Origin of the sequence: Mycolicibacter terrae, assembly GCF_010727125.1 — a bacterium.
Lineage (GTDB): Bacteria > Actinomycetota > Actinomycetes > Mycobacteriales > Mycobacteriaceae > Mycobacterium > Mycobacterium terrae.
The window spans coordinates 305,490-325,200 of sequence record NZ_AP022564.1 but is presented as its reverse complement, the minus strand read 5'-3'; the positions used below and the strand labels follow the sequence as shown (position 1 = coordinate 325,200).

The 19,711-nt window shown below is 67.1% G+C and carries 10 protein-coding genes and 1 pseudogene; 5 read left to right on the top strand and 6 right to left on the bottom strand.

All coding sequences use genetic code 11. From position 1 onward, the window contains the following. Positions 1 to 3 precede the first annotated feature (3 nt). Complete coding sequence (locus G6N23_RS01560) at positions 4 to 561, top strand: hypothetical protein (RefSeq protein WP_085261455.1); 558 nt, start codon at positions 4 to 6, stop codon at positions 559 to 561. On the opposite strand, the gene treZ is transcribed toward G6N23_RS01560, so the two are convergent. The 3 genes from treZ to glgX are packed head-to-tail and all read right to left on the bottom strand — an operon-like array spanning position 558 to position 6,765. Continuing rightward, entirely contained in the window at positions 558 to 2,276 is a 1,719-nt protein-coding gene (treZ, locus tag G6N23_RS01555) for a malto-oligosyltrehalose trehalohydrolase (RefSeq protein WP_085261454.1), read from the bottom strand. The two genes, G6N23_RS01560 and treZ, sit on opposite strands and share 4 nt — an antisense overlap. Then, entirely contained in the window at positions 2,269 to 4,569 is a 2,301-nt protein-coding gene (treY, locus tag G6N23_RS01550; protein WP_085261453.1) for a malto-oligosyltrehalose synthase, read from the bottom strand. Before treY ends, treZ begins: the two co-directional genes overlap by 8 nt. A 3-nt stretch (positions 4,570 to 4,572) precedes the next feature. After that, on the bottom strand, positions 4,573 to 6,765 hold the full coding sequence (gene glgX / locus G6N23_RS01545) for a glycogen debranching protein GlgX (protein WP_234808652.1): 2,193 nt from the start codon (positions 6,763 to 6,765) through the stop codon (positions 4,573 to 4,575). A 184-nt stretch (positions 6,766 to 6,949) separates the two neighbouring features. On the opposite strand from glgX, the pseudogene malQ reads away from it, so the two are divergent. From malQ to G6N23_RS01530, 3 genes and pseudogenes are all read left to right on the top strand, one after another. After that, positions 6,950 to 8,940: pseudogene (malQ, locus tag G6N23_RS01540) on the top strand (4-alpha-glucanotransferase). Between the two features lie 30 nt (positions 8,941 to 8,970). Next, positions 8,971 to 10,761: a maltose alpha-D-glucosyltransferase gene (gene treS, locus G6N23_RS01535; protein ID WP_085261452.1), complete on the top strand. Its 1,791-nt coding sequence runs from the start codon at positions 8,971 to 8,973 to the stop codon at positions 10,759 to 10,761. Next, positions 10,758 to 12,116 carry a maltokinase N-terminal cap-like domain-containing protein gene (locus G6N23_RS01530; RefSeq protein WP_085261451.1) on the top strand — a complete coding sequence of 453 codons (1,359 nt, stop codon included), beginning with the start codon at positions 10,758 to 10,760 and terminating at the stop codon, positions 12,114 to 12,116. The genes treS and G6N23_RS01530 overlap by 4 nt, the downstream gene beginning before the upstream one ends. A gap of 11 nt (positions 12,117 to 12,127) precedes the next feature. On the opposite strand, the gene glgB is transcribed toward G6N23_RS01530, so the two are convergent. From glgB to G6N23_RS01515, 3 genes are all read right to left on the bottom strand, one after another. Beyond that, the gene (gene glgB / locus G6N23_RS01525) at positions 12,128 to 14,341 is read right to left on the bottom strand and encodes a 1,4-alpha-glucan branching protein GlgB (protein ID WP_085261835.1); all 2,214 of its coding nucleotides are present in this window, start codon (positions 14,339 to 14,341) and stop codon (positions 12,128 to 12,130) included. Positions 14,342 to 14,348: 7 nt separating this feature from the next. After that, positions 14,349 to 16,409 carry an alpha-1,4-glucan--maltose-1-phosphate maltosyltransferase gene (locus tag G6N23_RS01520; protein WP_085261450.1) on the bottom strand — a complete coding sequence of 687 codons (2,061 nt, stop codon included), beginning with the start codon at positions 16,407 to 16,409 and terminating at the stop codon, positions 14,349 to 14,351. Positions 16,410 to 16,676: 267 nt separating this feature from the next. Further along, positions 16,677 to 18,815, bottom strand: coding sequence for an acyl-CoA dehydrogenase family protein (locus G6N23_RS01515; protein WP_085261449.1), 2,139 nt, complete (start codon positions 18,813 to 18,815; stop codon positions 16,677 to 16,679). Positions 18,816 to 19,032: 217 nt separating this feature from the next. On the opposite strand from G6N23_RS01515, the gene kstR reads away from it, so the two are divergent. Then, positions 19,033 to 19,704, top strand: coding sequence for a cholesterol catabolism transcriptional regulator KstR (gene kstR / locus G6N23_RS01510; protein ID WP_085261448.1), 672 nt, complete (start codon positions 19,033 to 19,035; stop codon positions 19,702 to 19,704). Positions 19,705 to 19,711: the final 7 nt, after the last annotated feature.

The window sequence follows — 19,711 nt, the reverse complement described above, 5'->3', positions numbered from 1 at the left end:
GACATGAAGCGGTTGCTGATGATGCCGGCAGCGTTGACGCTGTTGGCCGCGCTGATCCCGCCCGCGATCTCCTCGGCGGCGAGTGATACCAAGACCACGTTGGTACCGGTCAACGACGCCGACCAGTTGCAGACTCACAGCTGGGTCGACTGCGCCGGCCCGCCACTGTGCCGGTTCACCGTCGGGGTGCGGCTGCAGACCCCGGAGGGATTGGCCGGCTTCCCGCCCGACCTGTGGGCCCGGCAGAGCACCGAAATCCGTTCGTCGAAGCGGACGGCCTATCTCGACGTGCACACCGACGGCGGCGAGGGCTGGTTCAAGGACCGCGGCGGGCCGGGAACGAAGGTGTTCAAGGACGGCACCGGGGCGGTGATCCAATCGATGTATTACGGCGAGGGACCGCCGGACAAATACCAGACCAACGGCAGCATCGACGTTTTGGAATACTCCACCGGCCAGCCCAAGACCGACGCCAACGTGATCGTCTGCACCCACGTGCAGGTGGTCTACAGCGGGGTCAACATCACCACGCCGTCCACCTGCGCGCAGACGGTGTTCTAAGCCCGCAGCACTGCGAACGACTGCCCCGGCAGTTGTGTGGTGTGGTTCTCGAATGCCGGCGATCCCCAGGCCAGGACCGGCTCGCCGTGCACCGGCACACTCACCGCGGTCTCACCCAGATTGCAGACGAGCAGCAGCCGGCCACGGCGCATGGCGATCCACCGATTGTCCTCGTCGTAGTCGACCGCGAGGTGACCCAACCAGGGATCGGCCAGATCCGCCTCGGCGCGCAGCCTGATCAGCGATTTGTAGACGCCCAGCAGCGGCAGATGACCTTGGCCGTGAACCTCTTGCCAGTCCAGCTTCGACCGCTGGAAGGTCGCCGGGTCCTGCGGGTCCGGGATATCGTCGGCGTCCCAACCGTGCTCGGCGAACTCGGCTTTGCGGCCTTCTGCGGTGGCCCGGGCCACCTGCGGGTCCTCATGCGAGGTGAAGAACTGGAATGGGGTCAGCGCACCCCATTCCTCCCCCATGAAAAGCATTGCGGTGTAAGGCGAGAAAAGTACCAGTGCGGCTTTGACCGCGAGCTGCCCGGCGGTCAGGTTCTGCGACGGGCGGTCACCGAGCGCCCGGTTGCCGACCTGATCATGCGTGCAGGTGTACGCCAGCAGCCGGGTAGCCGGAATCATCGAGGTGGGCAGCGGACGCCCGTGACGCCGGCGGCGGAACGACGAATACGTTCCCGCGTGGAAAAAGCCGTCGCGCAGGGTGGTCGCCAGCGTGGCGATGCTGCCGAAGTCGGCGTAGTAGCCTTGCCGTTCTCCGGATACCGCGGTGTGAATGGCGTGATGTAGGTCGTCATCCCATTGCGCGGTGATCCCGTAGCCACCGTCTTCACGGCGGGAGACAATCCGTGGATCGTTGCGGTCGCTCTCGGCGATGAGCGCTAACGGACGGCCCAATTGTGCGGCGAGCGCGTCGGTTTCAGCGGCCAGCTCCTCGAGAATATGGATCGCCGTGGTGTCCACCAGCGCGTGCACGGCATCCAGACGCAGCCCGTCGGCATGGAAGACACGCATCCAGCGCAGCGCGCAGTCGATGATGTAGCGGCGTACCTCATCGGAGTCGGCGCCGTCGATATTGACGGCATTGCCCCAGGGATTAGTTGTTTCCGACAGGTACGGCCCGAAGCGGGGCAGGTAATTTCCGGACGGGCCGAGGTGGTTGAAAACGGCATCGATCAGCACACCCAGGCCGCGACCGTGACAGGCGTCGACGAAGCGCACCAGCCCATCCGGGCCGCCATAGGGCTCATGCACCGCATACCAGAGCACACCGTCGTACCCCCAGCCGTGCGTACCGGAAAAGGCGTTGACCGGCATCAGTTCCACGAAGTCGACACCGAGATCGACCAGGTGATCCAGCTTCTCGATGGCCGATTCGAAGGTGCCCGCCGCGGTGAATGTGCCGATGTGCAGCTCGTAGATCACCGCACCTTCGACATCTCGCCCCGCCCAGTCGTCGTCGGTCCAGGTCGCACTGGTTTCATCCCACAGCGCCGAGCGTGCGTGCACACCGTCGGGCTGACGGGCCGACCGCGGATCCGGAAGAACCTGCGGGTCGTCATCGATCAGATACCCATAGCGGGCGTCGGGGGCCACCTCGAGCGTCGTGCGCCACCAGCCTCCCCCTGCACTGGTCATCGGGTGGGACACCCCGTCGACATCGAGGCCGACGACTGCGGGGGCCGGCGCCCAGACGGCGAAGTCAGTCATCGACACGCTCCAACAGAGCGACCGGCAGCGTCGCGAACAATTCGGCAGCCGGCACCGGTCCATTGTGTTCGGCGCCGGAGAGGGTGTCGGCCCAGGTACCGGGAGGTAGTGCGACGACGGTGTCGCGCCATCCGCCGTCGGGCAGGCGCACCGTCCAACGGCTTACCGCAACCGCCACGTCCTGGCCCCGGCGAAACGCAACGACATGCTCTGCGGCCGGGCCGGATGCCAGCACCGGGTGATAGCTGCCGTTCAGGAAGGTGTCGGGACGGCCACGGCGTATTCGCAGCGCCGCAGCGACCACCCGCATCTTCGGGTGGTGGCCAGACCGGAGCGCCTCGCGCCGCGCGACGTAGTCGACCGCTCGCCGGTTGTCGGGGTCGACCAGGCTGTCGTCGCAGAGCTCGGTGCCCTGATACACGTCCGGGATGCCGGGAACGGTCAGCGCCAGGAGTTTCTGGCCCAGGATGTCGTTTTCGATGTGCGGTGCGAGCTCGCTGACGAGTTCGGTCAGCTGCTGTGCAATGGGTCCGTCGAGGATGTCGTCGAGCCAACGGTGCAGTGCGCCCTCGAACTCGGTCTCGGGGTCGTGCCATGAGGTGCGCCGGGCTGCTTCGCGAACCGCCTTCTCGGCATAGGCGTGCAACCGCTCGCGCAGTGCGGTACTCACAAGGCCGTCGGCCGGCCATACGCCGAAGATGTTCTGCCACAGGAAGAGTCCGGTCGCCAGGTCAGGCGATGGGGTACTGGCCTCCCAACGGGCGACGAATTCGGCCCACAACGACGGCACCTGCGACAGCACGCCGATCCGGGCCCGCACGTCCTCACCGCGTTTGGTGTCGTGCGTGGACAGTGTGGACATGGTGTGCGGCCAGCGTCGAGCCCTGATAGCGGCCCGCTGATGAAACTCCGCCGCCCCCACCCCGAAACGTTGCGGGTCTCCGCCGACTTCGTTGAGCGACACCAGCCGCGCATCACGGTAGAACTGGCAGTCCTCGGTCGCCTTGGCCGTTACCGCCCCGCACAGCTGCTGCAGCCGCACCGCAGATTCTCGATCGTCGGCGATCGCGGCCGCGACCAGCTGAAGAGGTTCACCCAGTTCCGGCTTCTCCGCTTGTATTTCGGCGAGCGCCACCGGCAGAGTCGACGCCAGCCCCGGGTAGTCGCTGCGATACACGCCCACCTGCCCGAGCAGCCCCCCGATGGCCTCGGCCAGCAGCGGATGGTCGGCTCCGGTGGCGCTCACCACGCAACGCCGCAGCCGAGCCAGCTCGCTCCCCAGCGTCTCGGACGCCTCGATCTCCTTCTGTTCGGCCAATAACATCGGCATCGCGCGATAGTCGACACCGGCGGTTTCGAACAGCTCGGTCAGCGCCGGTTCCCCGTTCGGGTCGATGAACAGCCCGCCGATCTCCCGAAGAACGTCGTAGCCGGTCGAGCCGGCCACCGGCAGGCTCGGATCGAGCGACTCGTCGGCGGCGAGAATTTTCTCGACGACGATCCAGGCGCCCGGTCCGACCAGCGCGCGCAGCCGTTCCAGATACTCACCGGGATCCGACAGCCCGTCCGGGTGATCGACCCGCACGCCGTCGACGAGACCCGCGTCGAACCAGCGCGACAGCTCGGCGTGCCAGGCGTCGAATACCGTCCGATCCTCTTGACGCAGACCCGCCAGCGACGTGATCGAAAAGAAGCGACGGTATCCACACGTGCCGTTACGCCACCCGACCAGCCGATAATGCTGGCGGTCGTGGACCTGCGCGCCGCTGCCGGTGCCGGTTCCGGGCGCGACCGGAAACACCAGATCACCCAACCGCAGCACGTCGCCGTCGACGGCCAGATCGGCGACGTCGCCGTCAGACCCCAATACCGGCAGGATGATTCGGCCGTCACCGAGTTCCCAATCGATGTCGAAGAATACGGCGTACCTCGAGGATCGGCCATGCTTGAGCACGTCCCACCACCATGGGTTCTGCTCCGGGCGTGCCACGCCGACGTGATTGGGCACGATGTCGACGACCAGACCGATTCCGCGCGCCTGCGCTGCCGCTGACAGCCGGGCCAGCCCCTGCGGCCCGCCCAATTCCGCGGACACTGTGGTCGGATCGACGACGTCGTAACCATGCGCCGACCCGCGTACCGCGGTCATCACCGGTGAGAGATACAGGTGCGAGACACCGAGCTCGTCGAAGTAGTCCAGTAGCTGCTCGGCGTCGGCGAAGGTGAACGCGAAACCGCTCTCCGGCCCGCGCAGCTGTAACCGGTAGGTGGACAGCACCGGGCGCGACAACATACCTCAGCGCACTTTCCGCAAGACGAGCAGCGAACGCCCCGGAACGGGCATCTCCTCTCCGGCCCGCACTGGATGATCGGCCGGGGAATCCGGCTGCGCGGTGTCCAGCTCGACGGTCCACTCCTGGGCGTAATCCTCGCCGGGAACAGCGAACTCGACGGTGTCCTCGTGTGCGTTGAAACACAGCAGAAACGAGTCGTCGACCACGCGCTGACCACGCACATCGGGCTCCCGGATCGCCTCACCGTTGAGGAAGACCATGATGCACTTGTCGAAGCCGTTGTCCCAATCGTCTTGGCTCATCTCCTCACCGGCCGGGGTGAACCACGCGATGTCACCGATCTCGTCTTCGTGGCGTACCGGCAGGCCCTCGAAGAACCGGCGGCGACGAAACACCGGGTGTTCCTTTCGAAGCCGTGTCACGCGGCGGGTGAAGTCCAGCAGATCGGAGTTCTTCTCGGCCAGTGACCAATCCATCCAGGCGATTTCGGAGTCCTGACAGTAGGCGTTGTTGTTGCCCTGTTGGGTACGGCCCAGTTCGTCACCGTGCGCGAGCATCGGTGTGCCCTGCGACAGCATCAGGGTGGCCATGATGTTGCGCATCTGCCGGGCCCGCAGCGCCAGGATGTCCGGGTCGTCGGTGGGTCCTTCGACGCCACAGTTCCACGACCGGTTGTGACTCTCGCCGTCGGTGTTGTCGTCGCCGTTGGCCTCGTTGTGTTTTTCGTTGTAGGACACCAGATCGTGCAGCGTGAAACCGTCGTGGGCGACGACGAAGTTGATGCTGGCGCCGGGCCGACGCCCGGTCGCCTCGTAGAGGTCCGACGAACCGGTGAGCCGGGAGGCGAACTCGCCCAGCGTCTCCGGTTCTCCGCGCCAGTAGTCACGCACCGTGTCGCGGTACTTTCCGTTCCACTCGGTCCACAGGCCGGGAAAGTTACCGACCTGGTAGCCGCCTTCACCGACGTCCCACGGCTCGGCGATCAGCTTGACCTGGCTGACCACCGGATCCTGCTGGATCAGGTCGAAGAACGCCGAAAGGCGGTCAACATCGTAGAATTCGCGGGCCAACGTCGATGCCAGGTCGAACCGGAACCCGTCGACGTGCATCTCGGTCACCCAGTACCTCAGTGAATCCATGATCAGCTGCAGCGCGTGCGGGTGGCGCGCGTTGAGGCTGTTTCCGGTGCCGGTGTAGTCCATGTACATACTGCGGTCGTCGTCGACGAGCCGGTAGTAGGCAGCGTTGTCGATTCCCCGGAAGTTGATGGTCGGACCCAGGTGGTTGCCTTCGGCGGTGTGGTTGTAGACCACGTCGAGAATCACCTCGATGCCGGCTTCGTGGAAGGTGCGCACCATGGTCTTGAATTCCGCGACCGCTGCGCCCGGCTGCCGATTGGCGGCGTACTGGCTGTGCGGCGCGAAGAATCCGAAAGTGTTGTAGCCCCAGTAGTTACGCAGGCCCATCTTCAGCAGGCGGTCGTCGTGCATGAACTGGTGGACCGGCATCAGCTCGATCGCCGTGACATTGAGCGCCTCGAGGTGGTCGATGATCACCGGGTGAGCCAATCCCGCATAGGTGCCGCGCAGTTCCTCGGGGATCCCCGGATGGGTCTGCGTCATGCCCTTGACGTGCGTCTCGTAGATGATCGTTTCGTTGTAGGGGGTCTTCGGCGGCCGATCGGTGGCCCAGTCGAAGAACGGGTTGATCACCACGCTGGTCATGGTGTGACCGAGCGAGTCGACCATCGGCAGGGTTTCGGCCCGCGGCGGGTCTTCTCCCGCTGCCATGTCGTAGGAGAACAGCGCCTGACCGAAGTCGAAGTCCCCGGCGAAAGCCCTGCCGTAGGGGTCCAGCAACAGCTTGCTGGAATCACAGCGGTGGCCGGCCGGCGGGTCGAACGGGCCGTGCACCCGGAAGCCGTAATGCTGCCCAGGCGACACCGTCGGCAGGTAGGCGTGCCAGACGTAGCCGTCCACCTCCTCGAGCGGGATGCAGGTCTGTTCACCGTTCTCGTCAATCAAGCACAGATCGACCCGCTCGGCGATCTCGGAGAACAGGGCGAAGTTGGTTCCCCCGCCGTCGTAGCCGGCTCCGAGCGGCGCACTGTTGCCCGGCCAGGTGCTGTGGGACACGTTCTCGGCAGAATCCCCGACAGCGGTGGCCTTCCTCACCGGTTCTCGGGCAATACCCATGTTCACCCAATCTGGTCCAAGACTTCCGATTCCGCGACACCACGGTCGGGGTCTGGCTACCCGCCTGCCTGGCCGTCAAACTATGCCGTCTACGACATTACGGTCAGGCGCGCGAACGTCGCCGCCGTTCGGGCCCGCCGCCGGCCACTGTTGAAAGTCCCCCGGCCCGGGTATAGGTGTTGTCGTGGTGGCTGATGACCTGCGCCGGCTGGCCGGGGCACACGGCGTTGCCACCGCCTACCGCAACGAGCGGCGCGAGTGGGTGCAGGTCGATGACGACGTCGTGATCCGGGTACTGCGCCTGCTTGAGATCGAGGCCGGCAGCGCAACCGACCGCCGGCACGAATTGGTCAGGCTGGACGAGCGCGACCGCGCGGGTGTCACGCCGCCGACGGTGGCGGTGCGGGTGGCCGGACGCCCGCAGCCGTTGCCCGGGGCCGTTGCGCTGGTGGGCGAGGACGGCGAGCACAGCGCTGTGCGGGACGAACTGCCCGCCGACCTGACGCCGGGCTGGTATGAACTTCAGCTTCGCAACGGCCGGCAGGTCGCCCTGGTGGCGGCCCCGGCGCAGATTCCGCCGGCGCCGGCGACGTGGGGGTGGATGCTGCAGTTGTACGCGCTGCGGTCCGCCCGCTCGTGGGGCATCGGCGACCTCGGCGATCTGCGGAATTGGGTGACGTGGACGGCGCCGAGCACGGCGCCGGAGCGGTGCTGCTCAACCCGCTGCACGCACCGGGGCCGACCCATCCGGTGCAGCCGTCGCCGTACACGCCGTCGAGTCGGCGGTTCGCCAATCCGCTGGCACTGTCCATCTTCGACCTCGACACCTATCGGCGCGCCGACCCGGACACCCGCGCGGAAGTCGATGCGCTGCGGGTCGCTGCGGACACTTCGCGAATCGACTACGACCTGGTGTGGGCGGCTAAACGCGCGGCGTTGGAGTTGCTGTGGCGAGCTGACGGTCGCCCCTGCCCGCCGGAGTCGGACGACACGGCGTTGCGGGACTGGGCGACCTACTGCGCGCTGGCCGAACGCCATGGCGGTCGCTGGTCGACATGGCCGGCGCCGCTGCACGACGCGGCCGGCGCCGCGGTGGCAGCGGCGCGGCGGGACCTCGCGCCGCGGATCGCGTTTCATAGCTGGGTGCAGCAGCGCTGCGCCGAGCAGCTGGCGGCGGTCCGGGGCGCCGCAAGGGACTCGGGCATGGCGCTGGGGGTGTTGCACGACCTGGCGGTCGGCGTCGACCCCGACGGCGCCGACGCCTGGGCGCTGGCCGACGTGCTGGCCGGTGAAGCCAGGATCGGGGCGCCCCCGGACACGTTCAGCCCGCACGGCCAGGATTGGCAACTACCGCCCTGGCGGCCGGACCGGCTGGCAACCACCGGCTACCGCGCGGTGCGTGACATGCTGCGGGCCGTCCTCGCCCACGCGGACGGGTTGCGTATCGATCACGTGGCCGGCTTGTGGCGGCTGTGGTGGATCCCGCCCGGGGAGGGCCCGGATCGCGGTACCTACGTCCACTACGACGCCGATGTCATGCTCGCGGTATTGGCACTGGAAGCGCATCGCGGCAACGCCGTCGTCATCGGCGAGGACCTGGGAACCGTCGAACCGGAAGTCACCCGGGCACTGGCCGACAACGGGATGCTGGGGTGTGCGGTCTCCTGGTTCACCCGCGACGAGTCGGCGCCCGGCCAGCCGTTGCTTCCGCCGGCCAGGTGGCCCGCTCGGGTGGTCGCCAGCATCTCCACCCACGACCTGCCCACCGCAGCCGGATTCTTGCGGGCTGAGCACGTGCGGGCTCGCGCCGAGCGGGGTCTGCTCGACGACGTGGCGGCCGCGCAGGCCGCCGCCGAGCAAGAACGAGCCGAATGGCTCGCCCTGCTGCGGTCCGAAGGCCTTTTCGAGCGGGACGAGACGGCTCCGGAAGAGCCACAGATCATCGATGCCCTGCACCGCTTTCTTGCCGCCACCCCGAGCCGGCTGAAACTCGTCTCCCCCTACGACGTGCTGGCCGAACCCTGTCAGCCCAACCTGCCCGGCACCGTCGATGAATATCCGAACTGGCGGCTGCCGCTGTCCGAGCCTCTCGAGCGACTGCGCACCGACCCGAGGATCGCCCGCATCGCGGCGTTGTTCTCGCACGCTCGACATCACCGAACATCGGGCCGGTAATCGCTTCGAGATTGGGGTACAAGTCGAGATATGGTCGCCGACGTTGACAGCGAGTTTGGGCAGGACCTACCAGACCCCGCAGCGGGTAGCCATGTCGAGGACGGCGTCGTGGAGCATCCGACCGCCGACGACTTCGGCGATGCCGCGGCCCCGCCCGCGGATCCTGTCTGGTTCAAACGCGCGGTCTTCTATGAGGTGCTGGTCCGGGCGTTCTACGACTCCAACGGCGACGGCATCGGCGACCTGCGTGGCCTGACCGAGCGACTGGACTACCTGGAGTGGCTCGGAGTCGATTGTCTGTGGCTGCCGCCGTTCTACGATTCGCCGCTGCGCGATGGCGGCTACGACATCCGGGACTTCTACAAGGTGTTGCCCGAGTTCGGCACCGTCGACGATTTCGTCGAACTGATCGACGCCGCGCACCGGCGCGGCATCCGGGTCATCACCGATCTGGTGATGAACCACACCTCCGACAGCCACCCCTGGTTTCAGCAGTCGCGCCACGACCCCGACGGTCCTTACGGCGACTACTACGTGTGGAGCGACACCAGCGAGCGCTACGCCGATGCCCGGATCATCTTCGTCGACACCGAGGAGTCCAACTGGACGTTCGACGCAGTGCGCAAGCAGTTCTATTGGCACCGGTTCTTCTCCCACCAACCCGACCTGAACTATGAGAATCCGGCGGTCCAGGAAGCGATGATCGACGTGCTCCGATTCTGGCTGAACCTAGGCATCGACGGGTTTCGGTTGGATGCGGTGCCGTACCTGTTCGAGAGGGAAGGGACCAACTGCGAAAACCTGCCCGAGACCCACGATTTCCTCAAGCGCTGCCGCAAGGTGGTCGACGACGAATTCCCGGGCAGGGTGCTGCTGGCGGAGGCCAATCAATGGCCCGCCGACGTCGTCGAATATTTCGGTGACCCCGAGACCGGGGGCGACGAGTGCCACATGGCATTCCACTTCCCGTTGATGCCACGCATCTTCATGGCGGTGCGCCGCGAGTCGCGCTTCCCGATTTCGGAGATCCTGGCGCAGACACCGCAGATCCCCCACCTTGCGCAGTGGGGCATCTTTTTGCGCAACCACGACGAGCTGACACTGGAGATGGTCACCGACGACGAGCGCGACTACATGTACGCCGAATACGCGAAAGATCCGAGGATGAAGGCGAATGTGGGGATCCGGCGCCGGCTGGCCCCGCTGCTGGACAAGGACCGCAACCAGATCGAGTTGTTCACCGCACTGTTGCTGTCGTTACCCGGCTCCCCCATCCTCTACTACGGTGACGAGATCGGAATGGGCGACATCATCTGGCTGGGCGACCGCGACGCGGTGCGCACCCCGATGCAGTGGACACCGGACCGCAACGCCGGTTTCTCCACCGCGAATCCGGGCCGCCTGTATCTGCCGCCCATTCAAGACGCGGTTTATGGCCATCAGTCGGTCAATGTCGAAGCACAACGCGACACTTCGACGTCCCTGCTCAACTGGACCCGCACCATGCTCGCTGTCCGGCGCCGTTATGACGCATTCGCCCTCGGCGAGTTCCGAGAGCTGGGCGGGTCCAATCCATCGGTGCTGGCGTACGTGCGGGAGATGTCGGTCGACGACGGGGATACGGTCTTGTGCGTGAACAACCTGTCGCGGTTTCCGCAGCCGATCGAGTTGAATCTGCAGCACTGGGATGGTCACACGCCGGTGGAACTGACCGGGTCCGTGGAGTTTCCGCGGATCGGAAAGCTCCCCTATCTGCTGACTCTGCCCGGGTACGGCTTCTACTGGTTTCAGCTGTGCGGGCCGAAGGAGGACATCTCATGACTGATGGCACCGGCGAACCAGCGGGCCTGCCGTGGGCGGAATGGCTGCCGACTCGACGCTGGTATGCGGGGCGTAATCGGCAGTTGGCCGGCGCCGATCCCGTTCTGGTGGTGGAATTGGGCGACGGACTGGATCTGGTACTGATCGACGTCAGCTACACCGAGGGCGCTGCCGAGCGCTACCAGGTACTGGTCGGCTGGGACGTCGATCTGCCACCGGAGTACGCCCAGATCGCGTTGATCGGAACCCATCGTGGACATACCGCCCACGACGCCCTGTATGACGCTGCGGCAACCCGGCTTTTGTTGTCGCTGATCGACTCGTCGGCCAACCGTGGCCAGGTCACGTTCACACCGGAGCCGGGGGTGGCGCTGCCGGTCGGGGCGGACTCTCGGGTATCGGAAGCCGAGCAGAGCAACACCAGCGTGATCGTCGACGAGGAAGTGGTCCTCAAGGTGTTCCGCCGCCTGAAAGAAGGCGTCAATCCCGATATCGAGTTGAACGCGGCGCTGGGTCAGGCGGCCAATCCACACGTACCGCGACTGTTGGGCTCCTACCAGATCGAGTTGTCCGGCGACTCCGGCGTTTCGCCGTATGCGTTGGGCATGGTCAGCGAGTACGCGGTGAACTCGGCCGAGGGTTGGGCGATGGCTACCGCCAGTGTGCGTGACCTGTTCGCCGAGGCCGATCTGTACGCCTACGAGGTGGGTGGCGACTTCGCCGGCGAGTCGTACCGACTCGGTGAGGCGGTCGCCTCGGTGCACCGGACGCTGGCCGACAGCCTGGGGACCTCCGAAGCGGAATTCCCGGCGCAGGCACTGCTGTCGCGGTTGTCGGCGACGGCGGCGACGGTGCCGGAGGTGCGCCCGCACGTCGCCGCCGTCGAACAGCGGTTCCAGGAGCTGGCCGGGGAGAAGATCACGGTGCAACGAGTCCACGGCGACCTGCATCTGGGCCAGGTGCTGCGCACGCCGAGCGGTTGGCTGCTGATCGATTTCGAAGGCGAACCGGGTGCTCCGTTGTCGGAGCGCCGGAAGCCGGATTCGCCGTTGCGGGACGTCGCGGGTGTGCTGCGTTCCTATGAGTACGCCGCATACGGGAAATTGGCCGACTTGTCGCGGGACGGGCAAGACCGGCAGTTGGCCATCCGTGCGCGCGAATGGCTGGACCGCTGTCGCAGCGCGTTCTGCGACGGCTACGCATCCGAATCCGGTTCCGACCCGCGCGATTCCGCAGCACTGCTCGCCGCCTACGAAGTCGACAAGGCGGTCTATGAGGCCGGCTATGAAGCCCGGCACCGGCCGGCGTGGCTGCCGATTCCGCTAGGGGCACTGACCCGGCTGACCGCGGCCTGAGCGGCCGGGTATCACTCGGCAGGTTCCAGCCATAGGGCCGACAGCGGCGGCAGCACCAGCACGGCGGAGGCCGGGCGCCCGTGGCGGGGCTCGTCTACGGCGTCGACGCCACCGAGGTTGCCGGCGCCGCCACCGCCGTATTCGACGGCGTCGGTGTTGAGCACCTCGCGCCACCGGCCGACCGACGGCAGGCCGAGGTGATAGTCGGCGTGCGCCACACCGGAGAAGTTGAACACGGCGGCCAGCACCGATCCGTCCGTTCCGTAGCGCAGGAAGCTCAGCACGTTGTTGGCCGAGTCGTTGGCGTCGATCCAGGAATAGCCGGCCGGGCTGATGTCCTCACTCCACAACGCGGGATGGTTGCGGTAGACGGCGTTGAGATCGCGTGTCAGGCGCAGGATTCCGGCGGAGAACCCGGCCGCCTCATGTTCCGGGTCGAGCTGGAACCAGTCCAGCCCGCGTTCCTCGGACCATTCGGCGCGCTGGCCGAACTCCTGGCCCATGAACAGCAGCTGCTTACCGGGGTGGGCCCACTGGTAGGCCAGCAGACTGCGAACCCCCGCGGCCTTGGCGTGATCGCCCCCGGGCATGCGGCTCCACAGCGTGCCCTTGCCGTGTACCACTTCATCATGGCTGATGGGCAGCACGAAGTTCTCGGTGTAGGCGTAGAGCATCGAGAACGTCATCTCGTGGTGATGGTAGGAGCGGTGCACCGGGTCGTGTCCGAGATAGGCGAGCGTGTCATGCATCCAGCCCATGTTCCATTTCATCGAAAAGCCCAGGCCGCCCAGGCTGGTCGGTCTGGACACCCCCGGCCACGAGGTCGATTCCTCGGCAATGGTCGCGATGCCCGGGGCCGACTTGTGTGCGGTCGCGTTCATCTCCTGCAGAAACTGCACCGCCTCCAGATTCTCCCGGCCGCCGTGGATGTTGGGCGTCCAGCCGCCCTCGGGTCGCGAGTAGTCCAGATAGAGCATCGAAGCCACCGCATCGACTCGTAGGCCGTCGATGTGGAACTCGATGAGCCAGTACAGCGCGTTGGCCACCAGGAAATTGCGCACCTCGGGGCGTCCGAAGTCGAAGACATATGTGCCCCAGTCGAGTTGCTCGCCGCGGTGCGGGTCGGCATGCTCGTAGAGCGCGGTGCCGTCGAAGCGGCCCAATGCCCAGGCATCTTTCGGGAAATGCGCCGGCACCCAGTCCACGATGACGCCGATACCGGCGCGGTGCAGTGCGTCGACCAACGCGCGAAAATCGTCGGGAGAGCCGAACCGGGCCGTCGGCGCATAGTACGAGGTGACCTGATAGCCCCATGATCCGCCGAACGGATGCTCAGCAACCGGCAGGAGTTCGACGTGGGTGAACCCCTGTTCCACAACGTAATCCGTCAGCTCGGTGGCGAGCTGGCGATAACTGCGGCCGGGACGCCAGGACCCGAGGTGGACCTCGTAGACGCTCATCGCTTCGAACGCCGGATTTCCGGTGGCGCGCTGACTCATCCAGTCGTCGTCGCTCCAGCTATGACCGCTGACGGTCACCCGGGAGGCCGTCTGCGGCGGAGTTTCGGCGGCGAACGCCATCGGGTCGGCCCGCTCGGTGACGACATCGTCGGCGCCGTGAATCCGGAACTTGTACAGGCCGCCGATCGGGAACCCCGGCCAGAACAGTTCCCACACCCCGGAAGAGCCCAGTGCCCGCATCGGTGCACCGATGCCGTCCCAGCCGGTGGCGTCGCTGATCAGACCGACGCCCTTGGCGTTGGGCGCCCACACCGCGAACGACACCCCGGTCACCGTCCCGTCCGGGGTGGTGAACGTGCGAGGATGGGCGCCGAGCACCTCCCACAGCCGTTCGTGTCGTCCCTCGCCGAACAGATGCAGGTCGATCTCGCCCAGCGTGGGCAGGAAACGATATCCGTCGGCGACGATCTGCGGTTGTCCGGCGCCGGGGTAGTCGAGCTGCAGCCGATAGTCGATCAACGCGGCGAACGGCAACGTCGCGACGAACAGACCGTTCTGCAGATGTTGCATCGGCAACCGGTCGCCGCCCACCAGGACCGTCGCGGCAACCGCGCCCGGGCGCAGGGTTCGGATCACCGTGCGTTCATCGTCCTCGTGTGCCCCGAGGATCGCGTGTGGATCGTGATGCACACCCGAGAGCAACCGGTCGACGTCCTCGGGCGTCACCGCCGGCCCGGGGTGGGGCGTACGTTTGCTTCGCGTCATCGGCTGTTCACCTCCGATGCAACCGTGCACGCGCGTCGGCGTTCATCACCGGCATATTGACGATATGGGCGACCGCTCGACTCGGCTCGAGTCGAACGTAATTGTCCTGCCCCCACTGGTATTCCTCCCCGCTGATCTCGTCACGCACCCAGAACCGCTCGTAGGGCTCCATACCCAGCGCCGTCATGTCCAGCGACAACGTCGCGTCCTCGGCAGCGAACGGGTTCAACGTCACCACCACCAGCACCGTGTCGCCGCTGACCGGGTCGAATTTGCTATAGGCCAACAGCGCATCGTTGTCGACGGGGTGGACATGCAGGGTGCGCAGTTGCTGCAGGGCCGGGTGTTGACGGCGAATGGCATTGAGGCGGGCGATGAACGGCTCCAACGATCTGCCCTCGTTCACCGCGCCGGCGAAGTCACGTGGACGCAATTCGTACTTCTCCGAATGAAGGTATTCTTCGCTTCCCTCGTGAATCGCCTGATGTTCGAACAACTCGTAGCCGGAGTACACCCCCCACGCGGGACTCATCGTCGCCGCCAGCACCGCCCGGATCGCGAACATGCCGGGGCCGTGATGCTGCAGGCTGGCATGCAGGATGTCCGGCGTGTTGACGAACAGATTCGGGCGGCGAAAATCGGCGAGCTCGGCGATCTCTTCGGCGAACTCGACGAGTTCGGCCTTGGAAGTGCGCCAGGTGAAGTAGGTGTAGGACTGGGTGAAGCCGAGCTTGGCCAGGCCGTACTGGCGTACCGGCGGGGTGAACGCCTCGGACAGGAACAACACGTCGGGATCGGCTGACTTGATCTTCGCGATCAGCCACGCCCAGAACCCCGGTGGTTTGGTGTGTGGATTGTCGACCCGAAAGACCTTGACCCCGTGGTCGATCCAGAGTTGCACCACCCTGAGCACCTCGGCATACAACCCGGCGGGGTCGTTGTCGAAGTTCAACGGGTAGATGTCCTGGTATTTCTTCGGCGGGTTCTCCGCGTAGGCGATCGTCCCGTCCGGCAACTCGGTGAACCACTGACGGTGCCGGCTGACCCAGGGGTGGTCGGGAGCGCACTGCAAGGCCAGGTCCAGGGCGACCTCCAAACCGAGTTCGCCTGCGCGGCCGACGAAACGGTCGAAATCGTCGAACGTTCCCAGATCGGGATGCACAGCGTCATGGCCCCCCTCTTCGCTGCCGATCGCCCACGGCGAGCCGACGTCGCCCGGCTCGGCGACGACGCTGTTGTTGCGGCCCTTTCGATGCACCCGTCCGATCGGGTGGATCGGCGGCAGATACACCACGTCGAATCCCATCCCGGCGATACGCGGCAGCTCCGACTCCGCGGTGGCGAACGTGCCGTGCACCGGGGTACCGGCAGAATCCCGCCCGCCGGTGGAGCGGGGGAACATCTCGTACCAGGCGCCGTAGCGGGCCAGCGGCCGATCCACCCAGACCCGAAACTGCCGGCCGCGAGTGAGCTGGTCACGCACCGGATGGCAGGCGAGCAGCTCGGAGATCTGATCCGACAACGCCGGCGCCGACCGGGTCACCGGGTCTCCCGGTTCGCGCAACGCCGCGGCAGCAGCCAGTAGGGGCGCCCGCTTGCCGCGCGGCATCCCCAGGGCCGCACGGTCGAACAGTTCGGCACCGATCAACAGGTCGTTGGACAACTCGGCCTCGCCCTGACCGGCGTCCAGTTTCGCCACCACCGCATCGCGCCAGGTCCGGACGGAATCGGTCCAGCCGTCGACCCGGAAAACCCACAACCCGATCCGATCCGGAACGAACTGGCCGTGAAACACGTAAGGCTCGGCGCCGGTGCTCATCGGAAGCAGCAGCGGCTTGCCCCGGCACGACGCAGCGGCAACGGCGTCCGAGTCGTCCGCATGCATCCCGGCCGGCAGCGGGTAATCAGGTCCGAGATAGCGCACGGCCAAGGTCGCCGCGACGGCCTCGTGGCCGTCCCGCCAGACCTCGGCGACGACCGGTACCAACTCCCCGACCACCGCCTTGGCGGGTTGCCTACCGCAGGACACAACCGGCGAAACGCCATCGACCTCGATTCGCCCCGGCACCCACCCCTCCGTTCGTCGGCTGCGATTCCGACAGTGGGTACCCGCGGCGAGGAGAAGCTACGCGAACCGGCGTCACGCGCTCGCCGGGCAACGGCAGGCGATCCAGACCGCACGGCGGATCGCCGCTGGTAGAGGTTCCTGCCGGCGGCAGCGGCGAGCCTCCGAATCCCGCTGGGCGACTTCGGTATCGCCCGCGGTTCGGGGCGGCCGGAGTGCACCGACCGCGACCAAGCGAGGGTCAGCTCGGCGGGGCACCGAACCAGCGAACTACCCGCGCGGCAGCCCGAGCAGCCGTTCAGCGGCCAGGGTCAGCAGGATCTGCTCGGTACCGCCGGCGATCGACAGGCACCGGGTATTGAGGAAATCGTGCACCTCGCGCCCGGCGACCGCTCCGGCCCCCTCGGTCACGTCCATCCGGAACTCGGCCAGGTCCTGGCGGTAGCGCACCCCGATCAGCTTGCGCACCGAGGACTCCGAGCCGGGGTCCCGGCCGCCGACGGCGAGTTGGGCGATGCGTTGATCCAGCAGTGCGCCCGCCTGGGCGGCGATGATCAGCCGGGCCAGCCGCTCGGCGGTGGCGGTGTCCGGTTCTCGATCTGCCAGGGTTTTCAGCAGTTCTTCCATCGGGTTGCCCAGCGCGGTACCACCGGCGATCGCGACCCGCTCGTTGGCCAGGGTGGTGCGGGCCAGCCGCCAGCCGTCGTTGACGCCGCCGACGACCAGCTCGTCCGGCACGAACACGTCGTCGAGAAAGACCTCGTTGAACAGGGCCTCGCCGGTGATCTCCCGCAGCGGCCGGATGTCGATGCCCGCGGCGGCCATGTCGACCAGGAAGTACGTGATGCCCTTGTGCTTCGGCGCCTCGGGGTCGGTTCTGGCCAGGCAGACGCCCCACTGCGAGTCATGGGCCCGCGAGGTCCACACCTTCTGACCGGTCAATCGCCAGCCTCCGTCGACCTTGACCGCCTTGGTGCGCAGCGCCGCCAGGTCCGAGCCGGCGCCAGGCTCGGAGAACAACTGGCACCAGAAGATCTCGCCGGTAAGGGTGGCCGGGATGAAGCGCTCGATCTGCTCCGGGGTGCCGTGTTCGAGAATGGTCGGCGCCGCCCACCACCCCACCACCAGGTCGGGGCGCTGAACACCGGCCGCGGCGAGTTCCTGGTCGATCACCAGCTGCTCGGCGGGACCGGCCGCGCGGCCATACGGCGCGGGCCAGTGCGGCGCCAGCAGGCCCGACTCGGCCAGCGCCACCTGGCGCTGCTCGTCGGGCAGTGCGGCGATCCGGGCCGCTTCGGCGGCGATCTCGGGGCGGATGTCGGTCACCGCGTTGTCCTGGCCGAGGTCGATCTCCAGCCGGCGCCGCACCCCGGCCCGGGTCAGCGCGGCGGTGTGCCGCAGCCAGCGCTCCGATCCGCCCAGCGCCTGCCCGATTCCGTAGGCCCGGCGCAGGTACAGATGCGCATCGTGCTCCCAGGTGATGCCGATCCCGCCGAGCACCTGGATGCAGTCCTTGGCATTGGCCTTGGCGGCGTCGATGCAGATGGCGGCGGCGACCGCGGCCGCGATCGCAAACTGCTGCTCATCGGAGTCGGAGGCGGCGCGCGCGACGTCGCTGGCGGCCACCGCGGCCTGATCGGCCCGACACAACATCTCCGCGCACAGGTGCTTGACGGCCTGGAAGCTGCCGATCGGCTTGCCGAATTGCTCGCGCACCTTCGCGTACTCCACGGCGGTGTCCAGCGCCCAGCGGGCGACGCCGGCCGCCTCGGCGGCCAGCACCGTGACCACCAGGTTCTCCACCCGGCTGCCGGCCTCGAGCACCACCGCCGGCGCGGCGGTCAACGTCACCTTTGCCAGCGGCCGGGAGAAGTCGGTGGCGGTCAGCGACTCGACCTGCACCCCGTCGGCGCGGGCGTCCACCAGCACCCAGGTCCCGCCGTCCGTGCCGTCTTTTCCGGCCGGCAGCAGCAGCAGCCCGTCGACGGTTGCGCCCAGCACCCGCGCGGCCGTGCCGGACACCTGGGCGGCCGCGGCGTCGAGATGCAGGTCCGCATCGATCGAGACCCCGGCGACACGTTCACCGCCCGCCAGGGCCTCGGCCAGCTGCGGATCGGTGACCACCAATGTGGCCAGGGCGGTGGTCGCGACCGGACCCGGAACCAGTGCCCTGGCGGCCTCGTCGACCATCGCGCACAGGTCTTCGAGCCGCCCGCCGGCGCCGCCGCACTCCTCGGGGACGGCCACCCCGAACAAGCCCAGGTCGGCCAGCCGAGCGAAAACCGGCTTCCAGGCGTCGATTTGGCCCAGTTCGACGGCTCGGATCGCCTCGGCGGTGCCTGCTGCGGCGGCCCAGTCGCGGACCAGCTCACGAGCGGCGAGCTGTTCGTCGTTGATGGTCACGGACACGCGGGGCTCCTCGGGGTGATAACGGTGTTGAACCTCGGCGAGCGAGGAAGTCCACCCGGTTGACTAGAACGTGTTCTAATAGTGCCAGCGCCCGAGCGTCAAGTCGAACCGTTGTGGCAGGACACGTCCCGTCCCGTCGGTGTTGGGAGTGAGAGATTCAGCTACGCGATGCGTATCGTTACTGGCGAGTAGGCCGACTGAAGGAGCTACCCACCACATGTCGTCACCAGCCGACAGCAATCCGGCCCGCGGAGCGAGCATCCAGCCCCGGGAGGTCACCAGCGTGGCTGTGCTGACCGAATCCGACCTCGGCTCCGAGGCGCAACGGGAACGCCGCAAACGCATCCTGGATGCGACGCTGGCGATCGCGTCCAAAGGCGGCTACGACGCGGTGCAGATGCGCGCGGTGGCCGACCGGGCCGACGTGGCCGTCGGCACCCTCTACCGGTACTTCCCGTCGAAGGTCCATCTGCTGGTCTCGGCGATGGGCCGCGAGATCGCCCGTGTGGAGACCAAGACCGACCCGGCCACGTACGCCGAAATGACCCGGCACCAGCGGCTCAACCTGGTGGTCAACAAGCTCAACCGCGCCATGCAGCGCAACCCGCTGCTCACCGAAGCCATGACCCGGGCTTACGTCTTCGCCGACGCGTCGGCCGCCGGCGAGGTCGACCACGTCCAGAAGCTGATCGACTCGATGTTCGCCGGGGCGATGAGCGACGGCGAGCCGACCGAGGAGCAGTACCACATCTCCCGGGTGATCTCCGACGTGTGGCTGTCCAACCTGCTCGCCTGGCTGACCCGGCGTGCGTCGGCCACCGACTTCACCACGCGGCTGGACCTGGCGGTCCGGCTGCTGATCGGCGACGACGACCGTCCCAAGGTCTGACCGAACC